The 20,157-nt window shown below is 60.2% G+C and carries 19 protein-coding genes; 7 read left to right on the top strand and 12 right to left on the bottom strand.

Features of this window, described 5'->3' with window-relative positions; all coding sequences use genetic code 11:
- Positions 1-101 precede the first annotated feature (101 nt).
- The 6 genes from AC1RT6_RS19915 to AC1RT6_RS19890 all read left to right on the top strand — a co-directional run bounded on the left by AC1RT6_RS19915 (position 102) and on the right by AC1RT6_RS19890 (position 4,853).
- Positions 102-446, top strand: coding sequence for a hypothetical protein (locus tag AC1RT6_RS19915; protein WP_079446286.1), 345 nt, complete (start codon positions 102-104; stop codon positions 444-446).
- A 189-nt stretch (positions 447-635) separates the two neighbouring features.
- Positions 636-917 (top strand): acyl carrier protein, encoded by a 282-nt coding sequence (locus tag AC1RT6_RS19910; RefSeq protein WP_011510017.1) that lies wholly within the window; start codon positions 636-638, stop codon positions 915-917.
- Between the two features lie 10 nt (positions 918-927).
- On the top strand, positions 928-1,401 hold the full coding sequence (locus AC1RT6_RS19905; protein ID WP_079446285.1) for a 3-hydroxyacyl-ACP dehydratase FabZ family protein: 474 nt from the start codon (positions 928-930) through the stop codon (positions 1,399-1,401).
- Entirely contained in the window at positions 1,394-2,599 is a 1,206-nt protein-coding gene (locus AC1RT6_RS19900; RefSeq protein ID WP_079446284.1) for a beta-ketoacyl-ACP synthase, read from the top strand. The genes AC1RT6_RS19905 and AC1RT6_RS19900 overlap by 8 nt, the downstream gene beginning before the upstream one ends.
- 28 nt (positions 2,600-2,627) lie before the next feature.
- Positions 2,628-3,908, top strand: a complete 1,281-nt coding sequence (locus AC1RT6_RS19895; protein WP_472789420.1) for a beta-ketoacyl-ACP synthase — start codon at positions 2,628-2,630, stop codon at positions 3,906-3,908.
- A gap of 12 nt (positions 3,909-3,920) precedes the next feature.
- Positions 3,921-4,853 (top strand): lipid A biosynthesis lauroyl acyltransferase, encoded by a 933-nt coding sequence (locus AC1RT6_RS19890; RefSeq protein ID WP_079446282.1) that lies wholly within the window; start codon positions 3,921-3,923, stop codon positions 4,851-4,853.
- A gap of 49 nt (positions 4,854-4,902) precedes the next feature.
- Here AC1RT6_RS19890 and AC1RT6_RS19885 read toward each other — a convergent pair whose 3' ends face one another.
- From AC1RT6_RS19885 to AC1RT6_RS19845, 9 genes are all read right to left on the bottom strand, one after another.
- On the bottom strand, positions 4,903-6,018 hold the full coding sequence (locus tag AC1RT6_RS19885) for a polyamine ABC transporter substrate-binding protein (protein ID WP_087881130.1): 1,116 nt from the start codon (positions 6,016-6,018) through the stop codon (positions 4,903-4,905).
- Between the two features lie 13 nt (positions 6,019-6,031).
- Entirely contained in the window at positions 6,032-7,186 is a 1,155-nt protein-coding gene (locus AC1RT6_RS19880) for an aminotransferase (RefSeq protein ID WP_087881129.1), read from the bottom strand.
- 15 nt (positions 7,187-7,201) lie between these two features.
- Positions 7,202-7,537, bottom strand: a complete 336-nt coding sequence (locus AC1RT6_RS19875) for a rhodanese-like domain-containing protein (RefSeq protein WP_079446303.1) — start codon at positions 7,535-7,537, stop codon at positions 7,202-7,204.
- 106 nt (positions 7,538-7,643) lie between these two features.
- Entirely contained in the window at positions 7,644-9,548 is a 1,905-nt protein-coding gene (locus tag AC1RT6_RS19870) for a potassium transporter Kup (RefSeq protein WP_079446280.1), read from the bottom strand.
- A gap of 148 nt (positions 9,549-9,696) precedes the next feature.
- On the bottom strand, positions 9,697-10,527 hold the full coding sequence (locus AC1RT6_RS19865) for an OmpA/MotB family protein (RefSeq protein WP_079446279.1): 831 nt from the start codon (positions 10,525-10,527) through the stop codon (positions 9,697-9,699).
- Between the two features lie 114 nt (positions 10,528-10,641).
- A complete protein-coding gene (locus AC1RT6_RS19860; protein WP_079446278.1) occupies positions 10,642-11,415 on the bottom strand; it encodes a motility protein A in 774 nt (257 codons plus the stop codon).
- 427 nt (positions 11,416-11,842) lie between these two features.
- Complete coding sequence (gene pssA, locus AC1RT6_RS19855) at positions 11,843-12,712, bottom strand: CDP-diacylglycerol--serine O-phosphatidyltransferase (RefSeq protein WP_079446302.1); 870 nt, start codon at positions 12,710-12,712, stop codon at positions 11,843-11,845.
- A 100-nt stretch (positions 12,713-12,812) separates the two neighbouring features.
- The gene (locus tag AC1RT6_RS19850; RefSeq protein WP_079446277.1) at positions 12,813-13,559 is read right to left on the bottom strand and encodes a phosphatidylserine decarboxylase; all 747 of its coding nucleotides are present in this window, start codon (positions 13,557-13,559) and stop codon (positions 12,813-12,815) included.
- A 118-nt stretch (positions 13,560-13,677) separates the two neighbouring features.
- Positions 13,678-15,636, bottom strand: coding sequence for an ABCB family ABC transporter ATP-binding protein/permease (locus AC1RT6_RS19845; RefSeq protein ID WP_079446276.1), 1,959 nt, complete (start codon positions 15,634-15,636; stop codon positions 13,678-13,680).
- 208 nt (positions 15,637-15,844) lie between these two features.
- Between AC1RT6_RS19845 and AC1RT6_RS19840 the strand changes: the two genes are divergently transcribed.
- Entirely contained in the window at positions 15,845-16,447 is a 603-nt protein-coding gene (locus AC1RT6_RS19840; RefSeq protein WP_079446275.1) for an LOG family protein, read from the top strand.
- Between the two features lie 20 nt (positions 16,448-16,467).
- On the opposite strand, the gene cimA is transcribed toward AC1RT6_RS19840, so the two are convergent.
- From cimA to cysS, 3 genes are all read right to left on the bottom strand, one after another.
- Positions 16,468-18,066, bottom strand: coding sequence for a citramalate synthase (gene cimA / locus AC1RT6_RS19835; protein WP_079446274.1), 1,599 nt, complete (start codon positions 18,064-18,066; stop codon positions 16,468-16,470).
- Positions 18,063-18,563: a GNAT family N-acetyltransferase gene (locus tag AC1RT6_RS19830; protein WP_079446273.1), complete on the bottom strand. Its 501-nt coding sequence runs from the start codon at positions 18,561-18,563 to the stop codon at positions 18,063-18,065. Before AC1RT6_RS19830 ends, cimA begins: the two co-directional genes overlap by 4 nt.
- Positions 18,564-18,677: 114 nt before the next feature.
- Entirely contained in the window at positions 18,678-20,111 is a 1,434-nt protein-coding gene (cysS, locus tag AC1RT6_RS19825) for a cysteine--tRNA ligase (protein ID WP_079446272.1), read from the bottom strand.
- Between the last annotated feature and the right edge of the window lie 46 nt (positions 20,112-20,157).

Raw genomic sequence — 20,157 nt, 5'->3', positions numbered from 1 at the left:
AGCGTCTGGTTCCTTGATTTTCAGCCGCGGCCAAGACGACTTTCTGTGTCAGGATCGGGCGCGACGTGATAAATATATAGGAGCTTGTGGACCAAGCACCGATGAGAAAACAGCGGCCCAAGGTGTCGGAGGAAGAGCACGTGGTGCTCCAGTTCCGGCCGCGTGGCCGTGCGGGATTGCCGAGGCACCGCCCCCCGGCGGGGAATGCCGCAGATGCCCGCTCGCCAGACAAGGCTGACGATGCGTCGCCGCGTCGACCTTCTCGCGACCAACCCGACGACTTCAGCCACCGGATGCTGGCAAACGCGGCCGCAATGGCTTTCACGATTGCCTTGATCGCCATCGGACTGTGGTTGGCCAAGAACATCGCCGATCTGCGCAACATTCAGGATTGCGCCCAGATGGGGCTCCGGGGTTGTGCACACATCTCAACACCCCCACCGTAGACACGGCAACGATAGAAAACATACTGATTCGGCTATGGAATACGGCTTCATCCAATGCCCGCCACCATTGAACTCGGGACAGCGCTCCGATATATGGGCTCGGCACGAAGGACCGGACCTTGCGGGGACGGCGTCGGCGTCGTACGCCTATGTGGCGTACCTACTCTTCAATGTATCAAAGGCTTAGCGATGTCTTCCACATTCGATCGGGTCGCCACCATTATTGCGGAAACCTGCGACATCCCACGCGATACGATTACGCCCGAGAGCCATGCCATTGATGATTTGGGGATCGACAGCCTGGACTTCCTCGATATTGCTTTTGCGATCGACAAGGCTTTCGGAATCAAGCTCCCGTTGGAGAAATGGACCCAGGAAGTCAACGACGGTAAGGCGACTACCGAACAATACTTCGTCCTGAAAAACCTCAGCGCGCGCATCGACGAGTTGGTCGCCGCCAAGGGCGCGTAATCACGCGGTCATGCACCTCGAATATTTCCATTTGATCGATCGCATCACCGACCTAAGGACGGAAGAGCGATCGATAACCGTCGAAGCGCAGGTTCCCCGGGAAAGCACCATCTTCGAGGGACATTTTCCGGGACACCCTCTGATGCCCGGCGTGCTTCTGATCGAGTCGATGGCGCAAGCCTCCGGCTGGCTGTTGATCGCGCTGACCAAATTCGAGCGAATGCCCTTTCTGGCCGCGGTTAAGGAAGCCAAGATGAGGACGTTCGTTACACCTGGCGAATTGTTGACGATCGAGGCCGCCGTCATTCACGAAGGCTCCGGTTTCACCATCACCAGTGCGAAAGTCAGCGTCGGCGGAAAGCCGAAATGCAATGCGACGCTGACGTTCCGTCAGGTACCTTTTCCTAATGACGACTTGCGTGGCTACATGGAGACCATGGCCAAACGCATCGGGTTTCCGCAACAGATGTTTGCTCATGGCTGAGACAGCACCGCTTTCAGCGCCGATCGAAACCTGGATAACCGGCATCGGACTCGCCACCTCGCTTGGCGAAGGCCTTGATGCTCATTGGGAGGCGTTGAGTCATCGGCGTATCAATGCCGACGAGAAGAGCTTCGCACCCTACGTCGTTCATCCGCTGGCTCCGGTCAATTTCGATACTCAGATTCCGAAAAAGGGTGACCAGCGCCAGATGGAAGCCTGGCAGCGCATCGGAACGTACGCGGCGGGACTGGCGCTCGATTCCGCCGGCGTCAAAGGCAACACGGATATACTGGCGCGGATGGACATGATCGTCGCCGCAGGCGGCGGCGAGCGTGACCTTGTCGTCGACGCCGGAATTTTGAACGCGGAAACGAAGGGCAACTTCGCGCCCGGCTATCTCAATGAACGGCTGATGAGCGACCTCCGGCCGACACTCTTCCTGGCGCAGTTGTCCAACCTTCTCGCCGGCAACATCGCCATCGTGCACGGCGTTACCGGCTCGTCGCGCACATTCATGGGCGAAGAGGCTGCCGGCGTCGATGCGGTGCGCATCGCGCTCGCACGAATTGCAGCCGGTCAAAGCGACATCGTTCTAGTCGGCGCTGCCCATAACGGCGAGCGCAAGGATATGCTGCTCCTCTACGAGTTCGGCGACTTCAACCTGAAAAACGAATACGCGCCGGTATGGGCGCGCGAGCACAACAGCGGTTTCGCGCTCGGATCAGGCGGCGCTTTTCTGGTGATTGAATCCCGCCCCCATGCCGAGGCCCGCGGCGCCAAGCCGTTTGCGCGCCTAACCAATGTCGTCGCCGATCATTCACGGCGCAAAAGCTCCGGCGACACCGCATCAACGTTGGAATCGCTGTGGTCGAAACTTGGCGGCCGCACGAATGCCACCGCGATCATCACGGGCGCCACCGGCGCCGAGCCGGCCACCTCGGAAGAGCGTGCGTTCCTCCGTGCTCATCCGGACATCCCGGTCCGCGCGACCGGAACAATGTTCGGTCACACCATGGAAGCGCAGTTTCCGCTGGGTCTCGCCATCGCCGCGCTATCGCTGTCGCGCGGCGCGTTGTTCGCACCTGCCCATCCATCAGGCGAGGAGATTGATATGTCCAGGCCGCCGACCCAGATTGTCGTGATCGGAGCCGGACACTGGCGCGGCGAAGGCATGGCGCTGGTCGAGGCGATCAGCTGAGCCGACTTAAGGATTCGACGGGGAAACCATGACCGCAATGCGCGACAAATCCGGCAGGCCCGTCGTCGTCGTCACGGGTATGGGCGTCGTGACGTCTCTCGGCTCCGGCAAAACCGACAACTGGGCCAGACTTTGCGCGGGTGAATCCGGCATCAGGACAATCACACGTTTTCCGACCGACGGCCTGAGAACCACGATGGCAGGGACCATCGATTTCGTCCCGGTCGAGCCGTTCACGTCGACCGATCTCTCGGAACGGCTTGCGGATATCGCGACCGAAGAAGCCATCGCCCAGGCTGATATCGGCAGCGCCGGCGATTTTCCGGGCCCGCTGTTTCTCGCGGTCGCCCCGGTCGAACTCGAATGGCCGCAGCGTCACGAACTCGGCCGCCTCATGGGCTCGAATACCGAGATCGACTACGATCAAATACTGCGGGTCAGCGGCGGCGGCGCGTTCAAGCGGTATCACCGCCGCTTCCTGTTCGGCTCCGTTGCCGATCATCTCGCCGACACCTTCGGCACCAAGGGCTCGCCCATCTCGCTCTCGACGGCTTGCGCATCGGGAGCAACTGCAATTCAACTCGGGGTCGAAGCGATCCGCCGCGGCGAGGCCGAGGCAGCGCTGTGCGTCGCGACCGATGGCTCGGTCAATCCCGAGGCGCTGATCCGCTTCTCGCTGCTGTCGGCGCTGTCGACCCACAACGATCCTCCGCAGGCCGCGGTAAGGCCGTTTTCCAAGAACCGCGACGGCTTCGTGATGGCCGAGGGCGCGGGCGCGCTGGTACTCGAAAGCTTCGAGGCGGCGACCGCCCGAGGCGCGAGAATCCTCGGCATCGTGGCGGGATGCGGCGAGCTCGCCGATTCCTTCCACCGCACGCGCTCGAGCCCCGACGGCAAACCGATCATCGGATGCGTTCGCAACGCGCTGGCAGACGCCGGCGTGACCACCGAGCAGATCGATTACATCAATGCACACGGCACCGGCACGCCCGAAAACGACAAGATGGAATATCTCGGCATCTCAAGCGTATTTGGCGAGCGCGCCAGGCAGATCCCGGTATCGTCAAACAAATCCATGGTCGGTCATACCCTCTCGGCGGCGGGGGCCGTCGAGGCGGTGTTTTCGCTCCTGACGCTCGAGCACCAACGCATACCGCCGACCATCAACTATGACGTACCGGACCCGGCGATCCCGTTCGATGTCGTTCCCAATACAGCTCGCGATGCGCGCATTACCACCGTGATGTCGAACTCGTTCGGATTCGGTGGTCAGAACGCGTCGCTAATCCTGGCGCGCGAACCGGTGTGACGGCCAGTTCTGATGCCCCCCCTCCTCCTTCGAACCCGCGCCCGACTGCGCGACGTGGTCAAACCCGTGAGTGGAGCCGCTATCGGCGCATTGACGATCGGATTGTTGCGAGCGACGCGCTATTTCGATCCGATCAAAACTGCAAATCTGTTCGGCCGGATCACGCAGAAGATCGGACCGATGCTGCGCGAGCAGAAGATCGGTCGCGCTAACCTCACCGCGGCCTTTCCCGAAAAGTCATCAGACGAAATCGAGAGGATTCTGACCGGAGTATGGGACAACCTTGGCCGGATCGGCGCGGAGTTCGCTCATCTCGATCACGTCTGGGATCTTGATCCTGACCGTCTTGGAAACGGCCGCGTCGAAATCGAGCCAAAGAGCAAAAAGCTATTTGAGCGACTACGCGACGACGGCAAGCCGGCGCTGATTTTCGCAAGCCACCTCGGCAACTGGGAGCTGCCTGCGGTCGCCGCCGTCGCGCATGGGCTCAATGCGGCAATTTTGTATCGCCGGCCGAACATCGCATCGGCCGATCGCGCAATCGAACAATTGCGTTCTGTCAATATGGGGACGCTGATCCCGGCAGGTCGCGAGGCTCCGTTCAAATTAGCGCAAGCGCTGCAAAACGGTCAGCACGTCGCCATGCTGGTAGACCAGTATTTCACCAACGGCGTCGACGTCACCTTCTTCGGGCGAAAGACCAAGGCTAATCCCACGCTGGCGCGTCTCTTGCGGCAGATCGAATGCCCGATCCATGGCGTGCGGATCATCCGCCTGCCGGACCATCGCTTCCGTGCCGAATTGTCGGACGAGATTACACCGGCGCGGGATGCAAACGGGCAGATCGACGTGCAGGGAACGATGCAGGTCATCACCTCGGTGATCGAAGGCTGGATCCGCGAATACCCCGATCAATGGCTGTGGCTGCACCGCCGCTGGCGCTAGAGCATTTTCCGGCTAGGTGGAATTCGGTTAGCCGCAAGAAAGTGTCCTGCTACCACCCTGTCTTTGCGCGCGTCCAGAGTCTGTTGATCGAACGTTGCGTTGCAGGATCGCGCGAAGTGATGACGAACAGCCGTTTCATCACGGCCTTGTCCGGATAGATCGTTTTGTCATTGAAGATTTTCGGATCGATAAGCTTCTGGCTGGCCAAATTGCCATTGGCGTAAGACAGGAAGTCGGAATTCTTCGCCGCGACGTCAGGCCGATAGAGATAATTGATCAATTCATAGGCTTCAGCGACGTTCTTGGCATCCATGGGAATGGCCAGATTGTCGAAGAACATCTGCGCGCCTTCTTTCGGAATCGCATAGCCGATCTCGACACCGTTATGGCTCTCCGCCGCGCGGCTTCGGGCCTGCTTGATATCGCCGGACCAACCGACGACCAGGCAGATCTCGCCAGTGGCAAGGCCGTTCAAATACTCCGAGGAATGAAATTTTCGGACATAGGGCTTGATCTTACTAACGAGAGCCGCCGCCTGTTCGAGATCGTTCTTTTTTGTCGAATTCGGATCGAGGCCCAGAAAGTTGAGCGCCGCAGGCAAGATATCATCCGCGGAATCGAGCATCTGAATGCCGCAGTCCTTGAACTTTGCGAGCTTGTTCGGATCGAAGATGATATTCCAACTATCGATCTTGCCGTCGGGTCCAAGAATGCGCTGCACCGCTTTGACGTTGTAGCCGATGCCGGTCGTACCCCACATGTAGTTCGCGGCATACCGATTGTCGGGATCGTACACTGCGAGCTTCTTCGCCACCTCCGGCCAAGCGGAGGCCAGATTCGGCAGCTTCGACTTGTCTAATTTCCGAAAGGTATTCGCGCCGATCTGACGCTGTAGGAAGTATGCCGTTGGCACCACGACATCATATCCCGACTTGCCGGCAAGGAGCCGCGTTTCGAGCGTCTCATTGGCGTCGAAGGTGTCGTAGACCACCTCGATTCCGGTTTCCTTAGTAAAGGCCTCGAGCACACCCGGCGCGATGTAGTTCGACCAATTGTAGAAATTGACGACTCGCGCGGCGGCATCGGCGCGCGGTGTCGACAACACGCCCAGGCCCAGCGCGAACGCGGCGACAACAGAAATCCATGTGTATCGATTTTGAATCATCGCTTGCATCGTCCTAAAGAGCATGCATCGCGTCGGACAAGCGCTCCAGCGCGCTGTCGAGCGTGGCATCCTTCTTTGCGAAACAGAAACGCACGACCGAGGTGATCGCATCCCGTTCATAAAACGCGGAAACCGGGATCGCCGCGACCTTATAGTCCGTCACGATACGCCTGCAGAAAGCCTGATCGGTTTCATTGAGGCCGAGCGGCGCAAGGTCCACCGTCAAAAAATAGGTTCCCTGTGAGGGCAGTACGGGAAATCCAATGTCTTCAAGACCACGAGTCAGACGGTCCCGGCGTCGCGTCAGCTCGCGGCGCATCTCGAAAAAGAAATCGTCGGGCCTGGTGAGGCCGTAGGCAACCGCAGCCTGAAGATTGGGTGCCGTCGTGAAGGTGAGAAACTGATGCACCTTCGCGGTGACCCGCAGCAGCGGCGGCGCGGCGCAGACAAAGCCGATCTTCCAGCCGGTGAGCGAAAATATCTTCCCGGCCGAGCCAATTTTGATAGTGCGTTCGCGCATACCGGGAATGGTGATCAGCGGAAGATGCTCGCGGCCATCGAAAACGACGTGCTCCCAGACTTCATCGCAGATCGCGACCACATCGAACTCCTGGCAAAACCGCGCCAGCAACTCCAGATCCTCACGCGGATAGACCACCGCGGCCGGATTGAGCGGATTGTTGAAAAGCACCGCCTTCGTCTTGTGCGTGAAAGCGCCGCGCAACGCATCCTCCGTGATCCGCCAATGCGGCGGCTCCAGACGAACCAGGCGCGGAATGCCGCCGGCCTGCCTGATGATCGGGAGATAGGAGTCGTAGACCGGCTGGAAAACGATGACCTCGTCGCCAGGCTCGACCATGGCAAGAATGGCGCTGGTCAACGCTTCCGTGCCGCCAGAGGTAACCATAACCTCGGTCGCCGGATCGACCGAGAGGCCATGCCAATGGTGGTAGTGAGCGGCGATCGCCTGCCGCAACTCCGGAATTCCCATCATCGATGGATATTGATTGTAGCCGTCGAGAACGGCGTCTGCCGCCGCGCGCCGGATATCCTCCGGACCCGGATCGTCGGGGAAACCCTGCCCGAGATTGATGGCATCGTTATCACGCGCAAGCTGCGACATGGTCTCGAAAATGGTAACCGGCAGGTCGGCGAAGACCTTGTTCATCGAGAGTATCAACTCTCAGCCGCCAGGCCGCGTCGGCAATCCTGCCGCCTTCCATCCAAGAATCCCGCCAGCGAGATGCTTGTCGTAAGCAAGACCTCCCTCCTGCGCCGCCAGCGAAGCAGTCACCGAGCGCTTGCCGGAGCGGCAGGCAAACACGACCTGCTTGCCTTGCGGGTCGGGAATCGCCGCAGGATCAAAGGCCGACAGAGCGACAACGGCCGCGTCCGGAAAGGCCTCCGCCGCGACCTCGTTCGGCTCGCGCACGTCGACCAGCAGGTAGCGGCCATCGGCAATGCCTTTCGATACCTCTTCCGGCGACAAATCGTGAACTACAAAATTCTGATCCGCCAACGCACTCTCCCTTGCGCTTTTGCATTGGGCGTTCGCCCGCCGCTCGTCCGCTTTCCGGCCGCGCAAGGTCGCCCCTTGCGCCCATAAAATCAAGCGCCGCCAGACTCTAAATGATGACCTGCGTTCCCACCTCGACAACGCGTCCGGTCGGAATCTGGAAATAATCGATCGCATCGTTGGCCGACCGGCTCAGCGCGATGAATAGCCGATCCTGCCAGGCAGGCATTCCCGAGTGCGCGGAAGCCTTCAGCGACCGGCGCGAGACAAAAAACGAAGTCGACATGATATCGAACTGCCAGCCAAGCTTGCGCGCGATCACCAAAGCTTTCGGAACATTCGGCGATTCCATGAAGCCGAAGCGGAGGGTGACGATCGAGAACTTTTCGCTGATGTTTTCCATGCGCACGCGCTCGGTGGGATCGACGCGGGGCGTTTGCGCGGTTTCGATCGTCAGGATGACATTGTGTTCGTGAAGAACCTTGTTGTGCTTCAAATTGTGTAGAAGCGCAGTGGGCACGAAATTGGGATCGCTGGTCAGAAACACCGCTGTGCCCTTGACGATGTGCGGCGGCCGCTTTTCAAGGCTTTGAATGAGATCCTGAAGCGGCACCTCAATACGCCTGGTTTTTTTGATGAGAATTGCCACGCCGCGGCGCCATGTCCATATCAGCACCACCATGGCGATGCCGAACAAAAGCGGCACCCATGCCCCATCAAACAGCTTGAGCAGATTGGCGCTGAAAAACATCACGTCGACAATGACAAGCGGGACGACCAATGCGACCGCGGTCGCTGCATGCCAATTCCAAAGCTTCCGGACGACGACAAAGCCCATGATGCCGTCAGCGACCATCGTGGTGGATACGGCGATACCGTAGGCGGACGCGAGGCCGCTGGAGGTGCGGAATAACAGCACCAGCATCAGCACACCGATCAGCAACAGCATGTTGACGCGCGGCAGATAAATCTGACCGGCATGGGCCTCGGATGTGTAGCGCACCTCGAAGCGCGGCAGCAGGCCGAGCTGCACCGCCTGACGGATCAGCGAATAGGCGCCTGTAATGACTGCCTGACTGGCGATCACCGTGGCGGCGGTCGCAAGAATAACAAGCGGCAGGATCAACGGCGCGGGTGCCAGACGGTAGAAGGTGTTGTCGATGGCGTCGGGATGGGCGAGGACCAGCGCCCCCTGTCCGAAATAGTTCAGCAGCAGCGATGGCAATACCAGACAGAACCAGGCCACCTGAATTGGTTTGCGACCGAAGTGGCCGAGATCGGCGTACAACGCCTCGCCGCCCGTGACCGACAGAAAGACCAGGCCCATGATGACGAGGCCGAGCACACCGTGATTAAGCAGGAAGTGAATGGCGTACCAGGGATTCACCGCCAACAGCACATTCGGATCCTCGTGAATGTGCAGAACGCCGAGGACTGCAATCGTCACGAACCACAGCGCCATCACCGGAGCAAACGCCGAAGCAACCCGCGCGGTGCCGTGGCTCTGCACCGCGAACAGCATAATCAGAATCACCACTGTCAGTGGAACGACGTAATCCTCAAGCCCCGGCGCGGCGAGTTTTAATCCTTCGACAGCGGACAACACCGAGATCGCCGGCGTAATCATGGAATCGCCGATGAACATTGAGGCGCCGACCACGCCGAGCGCCAGCAGAAGCAAACTCCGCCGCCCCAGCGCTCGCTGCCCGAGTGCCATCAGCGACAGCGTTCCGCCCTCCCCGTTGTTATCGGCACGCAGCAGCAGGAGAACGTATTTCGCAGTCACGACGATAAAGAGCGACCACAGGATCAGCGACAGCACACCGAGCACGATCGCAGGCGTCACCACGCCCTGTTGCGCGGCGTGATCGACCGCCTCGCGGAAAGCGTACAAGGGCGACGTTCCGATATCGCCGAAGACCACGCCGATGCTTCCGAGCGTTAACGCCCAAAGGCCGCTCGTCTTCGCCGGAGCTTCGCCTTTGGCTCCGGCAATTGGATCGCTGACGGCCATGGTATCGTGCCAACGCTCTGATGATGGTTTTGATCCGGGCTATCGCGCACAAGCACCGGTCCGTCAATCATCGAATAACATTGACAGTCCGCCACCAACCTGCCGGGCGGCCGACAACTTCGTCCGGTAACATAATACTCGCGGCAAATCAGGGTTTCAAATTCGGTGGCAACGGAGGAGGCTCGCGCATCAAGGTAATGGTCACGCGCCGATTTGCCGCCAGTGACGGATCGTCCGGAAACAAAGGCATGCTGTCCGACTTGCCCGATACTGCGAAGATATGACTCGGAGGTAGCCCTTCCCGCTCAAGGATCTGACGAACAACGTTGGCGCGGTCCGCCGACAGGTCGAAGCCGTCATAATCGCTGCGCATTGCGATGAAGTTCGCAGCCGTATGGCCGGTAACTGAGATCCGAAACGGCGTCGCCGCGAGCGGAGCCGCAAGCTTACTGATCAGCATCCGCGTCCGCTCATAAGGTTGTTTTGAACCCTCCGCGAACATGGACCGGCCATCCTGGTCAACGATTTCCAGGTTGAGGCCTTCCTTGGTTTCCTCGAACATGATGTGTTTGGAGAGCTCTGTCAGTTCCGGCATATCCTGCAGCGCCTGTCGCAGCGACGCGGACGCAAGCGCGAACTCGCGATCCGTCTTGAGGCGAGCGCCGGCAGTCTTGGAACGCTCCTGTTCATCGGGGGTCGGGGTCGTGGAGGTTTCATCCGGCGGGACGCGCGCGGCGTTCTTCAGCTTGGGCCGCGTCGGCAGCCCATCCGATTCGATGATGCCGGAATATCGCACCTGGGTCTGGGAACCGAAGGCATCGCGCATCGAGCCCGCGACGATCTTGAGCTTTTGATTATCCATCGTGGAGAATGCGACAAGCATCACAAAGAAGCTCATCATAAGGCCCATCAGATCCGCGAACGTGACGAACCAGCCGTGCCCTCCGCCATGCGCATCGCCGCGCTTCTTTTTGGCCATCGCTGGTTTCCCGACTAGAGCCTTTCCGCTTCTGAAAGAATCAGAAGCGTGGCTCTATGATTTTTGATCTGACGCGTTGTCTTCACGCGAACCGGTATCCATTCTTGAAAACGCCTAGGCTGGAACCGGCTCGCCTTCTTCGTGGCGATGCTTTTCCGGCAAATAGGCCAGCAGCATTTCGCGCACCAGCGCCGGGCTCTTCGAATCCCGGATCATCAGGATGCCGTCTATGATCAAGGTACGATTGGTTTCCTCGTCCAGCAGCTTGCCGTGGAGCTTATCCGCGATCGGCAGGCAGAACAGGTTGGCGACGAGCGCGCCGTAAAGCGTCGCGAGCAGCGCGGTCGCCATGAACGGCCCCAGCTTGGAAGGATCGGTCATGTTGGCGAACATCTGCACCATGCCGATCAGCGTGCCGATCATGCCGAACGCCGGCGCGCAATCGCCAATTGCGCGGTAGATCTTGCTTCCCTCATCGAGGTGCATGAGAAAATTGTCGCGGTCGCGCTCGAGATTGTCGCGGATGAATTCAAGGTCGTAGCCGTCGGCGACGAAGCGGATTCCCTTGGCGAGGAACGGCTCGTTGGTCTCGACTTTCTCCAGACCTACCGGTCCCTGCTTGCGAGCGATCTCCGCAATCCGCGCCAGCTCATCGACAAGGTCGCGCGCCGACAGCCTGCTCATGGTGAAGGCGAACTTGGCGCCGAGCGGCAGGCCGTGCAGAATCGCACCGAGCGGGAAGCGGATCATCGTCGCAGCGATCGAACCGCCGAAAATGATGATCATTGCATGTTCGCTGACGAACATGTGCAGATCGCCACCCATGAAGATCATCATGGCGACTACGAGCATGCCGAAGGCAAGTCCGGCACCGGTCATGATATCCATGATGAACCCCACGCGTACTCGACCGGCCATCCTGGACGGCGGCGCGAACCGTTCTGAGTCACGCCTGGACACCCTAGCTTTTGCGCCATTAAAGACCCGTTACCGGAAAGGTAACTGTTGCCAATGTGTTAACGTCGAACCACAGCAGCTCTAGACAAGAGATCAACGATGCCGTGGTGTCTTGTGCGGTGGCCGCGCAGCCGGTCGGGGAATAGCGCTGGGGACCTATAGTGTTTTCGAGCAAAGCATGTCCTGGGGCTTGACCCGAGGATGGACACCGGTTCGCGTGAAGAAAAACGCGCTAAAGCCCCCGCATCCCATCTTCGATGGATAGATTGCCCGGTCGCCGCCGGCGACCAACGATCACTGAATATTTCCGCTCAAGCGCACAATGGTCCGGCTGCCCGACTGCTTTCTGCAGGGTTTCTCAATGCGGACGGGAAGACCGGTTGTCTGGCTTGCGCTGCCGGACCGGAATGGTGGGCGAGCCAGCCTCGGCGGATGGCGAGGCTGCTCCCGCGGATAACGGCGCATCGGGAAACGTTTCCTGCACGGCCGCCTTGAGATCCTGATCACGATAGGATTTCCAACCGATCGGAAGGGTCAACAGAAAAATAATCGAGCCGAAGGAGAGGACAACCCAAGGGTAACTGATCAAGAGCGCGATGAAGAATACCACCGACACGAATACCGGCAGCACGAGCTCCGGCTGCACCCGCATCCCGACCGCCTTGCCGGAAAAGACCGGCAGCCGCGACACCATGAGGATCGCGATTAGCAACGTGTAAAACGCCGTTAATACAGCGGGGGGCTGCGGTATGCCGAGAAACGAAAGATAGATCGGCAGAAGCACCGCGATCGCACCCGCCGGCGCGGGAACGCCGGTGAAGAAATTCGCAGCGAAGGCCGGTTTGTTCGGATCATTCATCGTCGCATTGAAGCGGGCGAGCCGCAGGCCGCCGCTGATCGCAAATATCATCGCTGCGATCCAGCCAACATTGCTGAGATCGTGCAACTGCCAGAAGTAGAGGATCAGGCCGGGCGCTACACCGAAATTGACGAAGTCGGCGAGACTGTCGAGTTCGGCGCCGAACTTCGACTGGCCCTTGATCATCCGAGCCACCCGTCCGTCGAGCCCGTCGAGCACGGCCGCGAATACGATGGCCGCGACCGCAAGCTCCATCCGTCCCTCGGTCGAGAGCCGGATCGCCGTTAGTCCCGCGCAAATCGCAAGCAGCGTGATGAAATTTGGCACCAGCATCCGTACCGGGATCGGACGAAACCGGCGGCGGCGCATCTCGGATGATTTCGGGTCGTATGACGTGTGCACGTCCCCCATATAGGAAGGCCTTGCCGGGGCTGCCATCCGCTAGGCACCCCGGCAAGGTACTCAATGGTCAACTGGTTCGAAAGGTCCGACTGCCGTCTGTTTGCTGGAAATCCGCCAACACCGTCTCGCCGGCGACCGCGGTCTGGCCTTCGGACACCAACAATTGCGTCCCCTCCGGCAGAAAGACGTCCAGCCGCGAGCCGAACCGGATCAGCCCGAAGCGTTCGCCCGCTTCGACCGTCTGTCCCTCATGCACGAAAGAGACGATACGGCGCGCAACCAGCCCCGCAATCTGGATCACGCCCACCGGCCCGTTATTCGGCGTTGAGATCACGAGTGCGTTGCGCTCGTTGTCCTCACTCGCTTTGTCGAGTTCGGCATTGATGAATTTGCCCGGGCGATAGGCAATCCGTTCGATCCGCCCCGCGACCGGACTGCGATTAACGTGGCAATTGAACACGCTCATGAAAATCGAAATGCGCTGCAGCGGCATCTCGCCAAGCTCGAGTTCGGCGGGCGGTACAACCGAAGCGATCATCGAGATTCGTCCGTCCGCGGGCGAGACGACAAGACCCTCTCGGATTGGCGTCACACGGGCGGGATTGCGGAAGAAAAGCGCACACCAAATTGTCAGCAGCGTTCCGATCCAGCCCAGCGGGCTCCAGATCCAGAACAAGATGATGGTGGCCAATGCAAAGCCACCGACGAAGGGATACCCCTTCGGATGAATCGGCGAAATCTGCGCTCGCACGGATCTGGCGCTGGAGCGAACGGATTTCGCGATGGATAGGAGAGTCTGTCGATCTATGGGCATGAGCACCTAATGATATGGAATGAACCTGAGGTGAAGGTGACTTATGAAAACACGATCGACCCTCGATCAGCACCGTTTGGTCCGATGCCTGATTCGGGAGGGTCACCTTGGACCTATTCTACCCCGCCGCGGCGGTTGGCGCCACCAGGGGATCGTCCACAGGAGGTGGGGCGCGATTCGGGGTGCCCTCGTCCTCGCCGATCAGCGCAAGCCTCTCCCGCGCCTCCTCGGCCTCACGTTGCCTATTCCACATGCTCGCGTAAAGACCCTCCGCTGCTAGAAGCTCGACATGGGTTCCCCGCTCGGCAATTCGCCCCCGATCAAGCACGATGATCTCGTCGGCGCCCACAATGGTGGAGAGCCGGTGCGCGATCACCAGCGAAGTCCGGTTGCGCGAGACTCGTTCGAGAGCCTCCTGGATTTCGTGCTCGGTGTGGCTATCGAGCGCCGACGTCGCCTCGTCCAATACGAGGATGGGGGGCGCCTTCAGCACCGTGCGCGCGATCGCCACGCGCTGCTTCTCGCCGCCGGACAATTTTAGTCCGCGCTCGCCGACCTCGGTCTCATAGCCTTTAGGCGACATCCTGATGAAGTCGTCGATTTGCGCCGTTCTGGCGGCGGCCTCGACCTCCTCGTCCGACGCGTCCCAGCGGCCATAGCGGATGTTGTAGCGGATGGTATCGTTGAACAGCACGGTGTCCTGCGGCACCATCCCGATCGCCGCGCGCAAGGACTCCTGCGTAACGTCGCGGATATCCTGACCGTCGATCAGGATACGGCCGCCAGAAACGTCGTAAAGGCGGAACAGCAACCGCGACAGCGTCGATTTTCCAGCTCCCGAAGGCCCTACGATGGCCACCGTTTTTCCCGCAGGTACATCGAACGTCAAACCCTTGAGGATCGGGCGGTCCGGATCGTAGGCAAACCGCACATCCTCAAACCTCACCGACCCCCGCTCGATGCGTAGCGGTTGCGCACCCGTACGATCCTGCACCTCCGCACGGCGGGTCAGCACAGCGAACATCTTTTCGATATCGATGATCGCCTGCTTGATCTCGCGATAGACCATACCCATCAGGTTGAGCGGCTGGTAAAGCTGAATCATCATGGCATTGACCATGACGAAATCGCCCACCGTATGAGTGCCATTGCGCACGCCGAGCGCGCACATAATCATGACGGCCGTCAGCCCGGCCGTGTAGATCACCGCCTGCCCCGCGTTCAGAACCGCCAGCGACGTATAGGTCTGCACGCTTGCCGTCTCGAAGTGCTCCATCGACCGGTCATAGCGCTTTGCTTCACGCGTCTCGGCGCTGAAATACTTTACCGTCTCGTAGTTCAAAAGCGAATCGATCGCCTTGGTGTTGGCATCGGAGTCGGAATCGTTCATCCGGCGGCGGATTTCGATACGCCATTGCGTCGCCTTGTAGGTGAAGGCCATGTAGACCATGACAGTCACCAGCGTCACCAGAACGTAGCGCCAGTCGAATTGCCAAAGCAGTACGCCCGTGAGCAATCCGACTTCGACCGCCGTCGGAACAAGCTGAAGGATGACGAGCCGCACCATCTCTTCGATGCCGTTGCGACCCCGCTCGAGCACGCGCGTCAACCCGCCGGTCTTGCGTTCGAGATGAAACCGCAGCGACAGCTCGTGCATGTGGACGAACGTCCGATAAGCCAGCCTGCGCACCGCGTGCATCGCGACCTTGGCAAAGATGCCGTCGCGCCATTGGGTTAGCAGCGCCATCAGCACACGGACGGAGCCGTAAGCCAGCGTCATCGCGAGCGGCGACACGATCAGCCACATCGCCCAGTTTTCGGGCTGAACGGGCGCACTTCCTGCGCCGTTCAACGCATCGACCGCCCATTTGAACGTGAAAGGAACGACCAGGGTCGCGACTTTTGCCGCAAGCAACAGCGCCAACGACCATACCACGCGCATCTTCAGGTCGGCGCGGTCTCCGGGCCACATATAGGGCCACAGATGCAAGAGCGCCCTGCCGAGGGTCGCGTTCCGGGTGGGGTCCGCTGAAGGTTTCGCCGGCACGGTTGCCTGATGGAAAGCCGCCTCAGGCATCGCTGAGGCCTGAACCCGGAAATGGCGTCCGCAGCCGCAAATATCGTCTAGTCGAGGTCATATATCCAGGTCATATAGAGCGTTTGGATGCTGCATGCACCCTTACCCGGCAATTCTTTTCGCTACGGAGGCCACCCGCCGGCACTTGACCCCGTGCCGGCAATAGCCGAGCCTTGACGCTGCAATTGTTCTGGGCCACATCGATTCTATGAACACCATCAAAACGGTCTGTGTCTATTGCGGCTCAGGTCCCGGTACAAATCCCAATTTCGTCGAAGCTGCCGTTGATTTTGGTAGAGCTCTTGCCCGGAACAAGGTCGGGCTGGTCTATGGCGGCGGCTCGGTCGGCCTGATGGGCGCCATCGCGACCGCGACCCTCGATCACGGCGGAATCGTCACCGGCATCATTCCGGATTTCCTGACCGCACGCGAACATGCGCTGTCGCGCGTGCAGGAGATGATCGTCACCCGCGATATGCACGAACGCAAGCGCCTGATGTTCGAGCGCTCGGACGCGTTCGTCGCTCTGCCAGGCGGGGTCGGCACGCTGGAGGAGCTGGTTGAGCAGCTCACCTGGCAGCAGCTCGGACGACACAGCAAGCCGATCATGCTGGCAAATGTCGACGGTTTCTGGGAGCCGCTGCTCGCTCTGCTCGCTCATATGAGGGATACCGCCTTCATCCGACCCACGCTCGCAGTGAATGTCCTGCAGGCCGACCGGGTGGAGGACATCCTGCCGAAACTCCGCATCGCCGCGAGCGGCACGCTGGACTCGAAACACATGCCGGCCGACGTCGCCGACCGACTATAACTAAACGGCAACGGGATCGTTTACGGTGACGCGCCGGACTTCACCAGCTTGTAAAAAACCGAATCCATCAGGGCCTGAAACGACGCATCGATGATATTGGGCGACACGCCGATCGTGGTCCACCGCTCGCCCTCCTCGTCCTCGCTCTCGAGCAGTACCCGCGTCACGGCTTCCGTGCCCCCGTTGAGGATACGCACGCGATAATCGATCAGCTTCAGCCCCTCGATGTATTTCTGATATTTGCCGAGATCCTTGCGCAAGGCGACATCGAGCGCGTTGACAGGACCGTTACCTTCGGCAGCCGAAATCAGGGGCCGGCCGTCGACCCTGACCTTCACGACCGCCATCGCAACAGTGATGCGCTGACCGTGGGAATTGTAGCGCTGCTCGACGTTGACATCGAACTGCTCGACGTCGAAATACTCCGGCACGCGGCCGAGCGTGCGCCGCGCCAAGAGGTCGAACGACGCGTTCGCGGATTCGTAGGCGTAGCCCGCCGCCTCGCGCTCCTTCATCTCCTGGATCAGCCGCCCGAGCTTCGGATCGTTCCTGTCGAACGCGATGTTGGCGCGCTCAAGTTCGGCAAGCACGTTTGAACGGCCGGCCTGATCCGATACCAGCACCTTGCGGCGGTTGCCGACCGATTCCGGCGGGACATGCTCGTACGTCGCAGGATCCTTGAGGATCGCAGACGCATGAATGCCGGTCTTGGTAACGAACGCGCTTTCGCCGACGTAGGGCGCATGCCGGTTCGGCGCGCGGTTGAGCATATTGTCGAGCGTGCGCGATGCCTGCGTCAGAGCCGCAAGCCGATCCTCGGTTACCCCAATGTCGAAGAGGTCGGCGAATTCTTTCTTTAACTTCAACGTCGGTATCAACGAACAGAGATTGGCATTGCCGCAACGTTCGCCGAGGCCGTTCAAGGTGCCCTGAATTTGCCGCGCCCCTGCGCGCACCGCGGCAAGGGAATTGGCGACCGCCTGCTCGGTGTCATTATGGGCGTGGATACCGAGATGGCTGCCGGGGACGTGCCTCGTCACCTCGCGAACCGTCGCCTCGATCTCGTTCGGCATGGTGCCGCCATTGGTGTCGCACAGCACCACCCACCGCGCGCCAGACTCGTAAGCCGCCATGGCACAGGCCAGCGCGAACACCGGGTCTTCCCTGTAGCCGTCAAAAAAGTGCTCGCAGTCCACCATGACCTCGCGGCCAACTGCCTTGGCTGCCTTCACGCTGTCGCGGATCGACGCCAGATTTTCGTCGTTCGTGGTTCCGAGCGCGACCCTGACCTGATAGGCGGACGATTTCGCGACAAAGCAGATCGCATCCGCCTCGGCCTCGATCAGCGCGGCCAATCCGGGATCGTTGGAGGTAGATCGGCCAGGACGGCGCGTCATACCGAAAGCGGTGAACCGCGCATGACGGAGCGTTGGCTTCTGCGAAAAAAACTCGGTATCGGTCGGATTGGCGCCGGGATAGCCGCCCTCGACATAGTCGATGCCGAGATCGTCCAGCATCTTCGCGATCACCTGCTTGTCCTGCAACGTGAAATCGACGCCGTTGGTCTGGGCGCCGTCCCGCAACGTGGTGTCGAACAGATAGAGGCGTTCGCGGCTCATGCCGCCCCTCCCTCCGCCAGCGTTTTCTTCATCGTGGTATTGGCCAGCCACTCGTCGCCGATCGTCACCGAATTGCGTTGCATCGCGACGTAGCCGCGCTTGGCGAAGAATCGCTCCGCCGTATCGCTGGCTTCCACGGTCAGCGCCGTGGCGCCGCGCGCGCCGGCAAGCTTCTCAAGCGCATCGCATAGCGCGGTCGCAACCCCATGCCTCGCCGCGCTCGGATGCACATAGAGCATGTCGATGTGATCGGCGCCCTTGAGCGACGCAAAGCCAACCGGCGAACTCTGAAGCGTCGCCACCAGCGTCAGTTCGCGCGCGAGCCGCGCGCCGAATTTGTCCTCATCATCCGCAGCGGCAGCCCAGGCAATCTGCTGCGCCTCGTTATAGTCATCGCCGGTGAGCTCCTCGATGCTTGCGACGAAGATCGCCGCCAGCACGGGAACATCGGCAGGCAACATCGGCCGCAGCGCGGGTTTGAGAAGCGCCTGTCCCATCGCGTCAGAACACTCCGAACAGACGGGCGACCAGCACGACCGCTGCGACAATCACCGCCCACTTGATGAAAATGTAATAGCGCCAGTGTTTCGGAAACGGCGTCTCCGGCTTGGTCATCGCGCGATCTCCCATGTCGTCACCGGCTTGCCGTCGGCGTCCTTGCCGTCCTTCAGCACAACGCCCATCGCGGCGAGTTCGTCGCGTATGCGATCGGATTCGGCGAAGTCTTTTCGCTTTCTTGCCTCAAGGCGAGCGGCCACTAATTCATCGACGTTCGAACCTGCTTGCTGCTCCTGCGATCGCAGCCAACGCGCGTATGAAAATACGTCGATACCAATGGACAATAGCGCTTGATCAAAATCGTCGTCGTACTTGAGTTCACCAACCCTCGAGACCATCAACGGAGTATTCAGATCATCAACGAGCGCCTCTAATATTTCCGGTGAGAGATTCAGTTGACCCGATCGTTCTTTCGCCGCCATTCCGCGACGCACATAATCAAACTGTTTTATTCTACCGCAGATGCGACGAAGAATAGTTTCACTTTCTTCCAAGGCCTTGGTCGTCCAATCGATCGGCTGGCGATAGTGGGTACGTAACATATTCAGCCGCAACACCTCACCCGGCCACTTCCGTCCACCAAACTTCTCCGTGGTCAAAAGCTCATTGATCGTCACGAAGTTGCCGAGACTCTTCGACATCTTCTCGCCTTCGACCTGCAGGAAGCCGTTGTGCATCCAATAATTCGCCATGGCGTGCGCGCCGTGGGCGCAGCGCGATTGTGCGATCTCGTTTTCGTGGTGAGGAAAGATCAGGTCGAGGCCGCCGCCGTGGATATCGAAGACCTCGCCGAGATAGGCCGCGCTCATGGCCGAGCATTCGATGTGCCAGCCGGGACGACCCCTGCCCCACGGGCTGTCCCAGCCCGGCTCGTTATCCGACGACAGTTTCCACAGCACGAAATCGGCCGGGTTCTTCTTGTGCGCGTCCACCGCGACCCGCGCGCCGGCCTTCTGCTCATCCAGCCTGCGGCCTGACAGCAGCCCGTAGTCCGGCATCGACTGCACGTCGAACAGCACCTCGCCGCCGGCCTCATAAGCATGGCCGCGCGCGATCAACTGCCTGATCAACGTCACCATGTCAGCCTTGCCGTCGGCGCGCGGAGCCACGAATTCGGTGGCGCGCGGCTGATGCGTCGGCGGCAGGCAGCCGAGCGCGGCGACATCGGCCTGAAACTGCGCGGCCGTCTTTTCGGTGACCTTGCGGATCGCCTCGTTCAGCGGCAGGCCCGGAAAATCCCGCCCCGCGCGGTCGTTGATCTTGTCGTCGACGTCGGTGATGTTGCGGACGTAGGTGACATGGTCGGTGCCGTAGATGTGTCGCAGCAGCCGGAACAGCACGTCGAATACGATGACCGGCCGCGCGTTGCCGATATGGGCAAAGTCGTAGACGGTCGGCCCGCAGACATACATCCGCACGTTCGACGGATCGATCGGCGTGAAAACACGCTTTTCCTTAGTCAGCGTATCGTAAAGACGCAGTTCCATAGAATCCCGCTCCAAACCGCCGGGCGTCCAGTGCTCTATTGTGAGA

This window comes from Nitrobacter sp. MLSD-S21, from assembly GCF_058809865.1.
The sequence above is the reverse complement of the archived record's forward strand: the minus strand, read 5'-3'. Positions and strand labels throughout refer to the sequence as shown.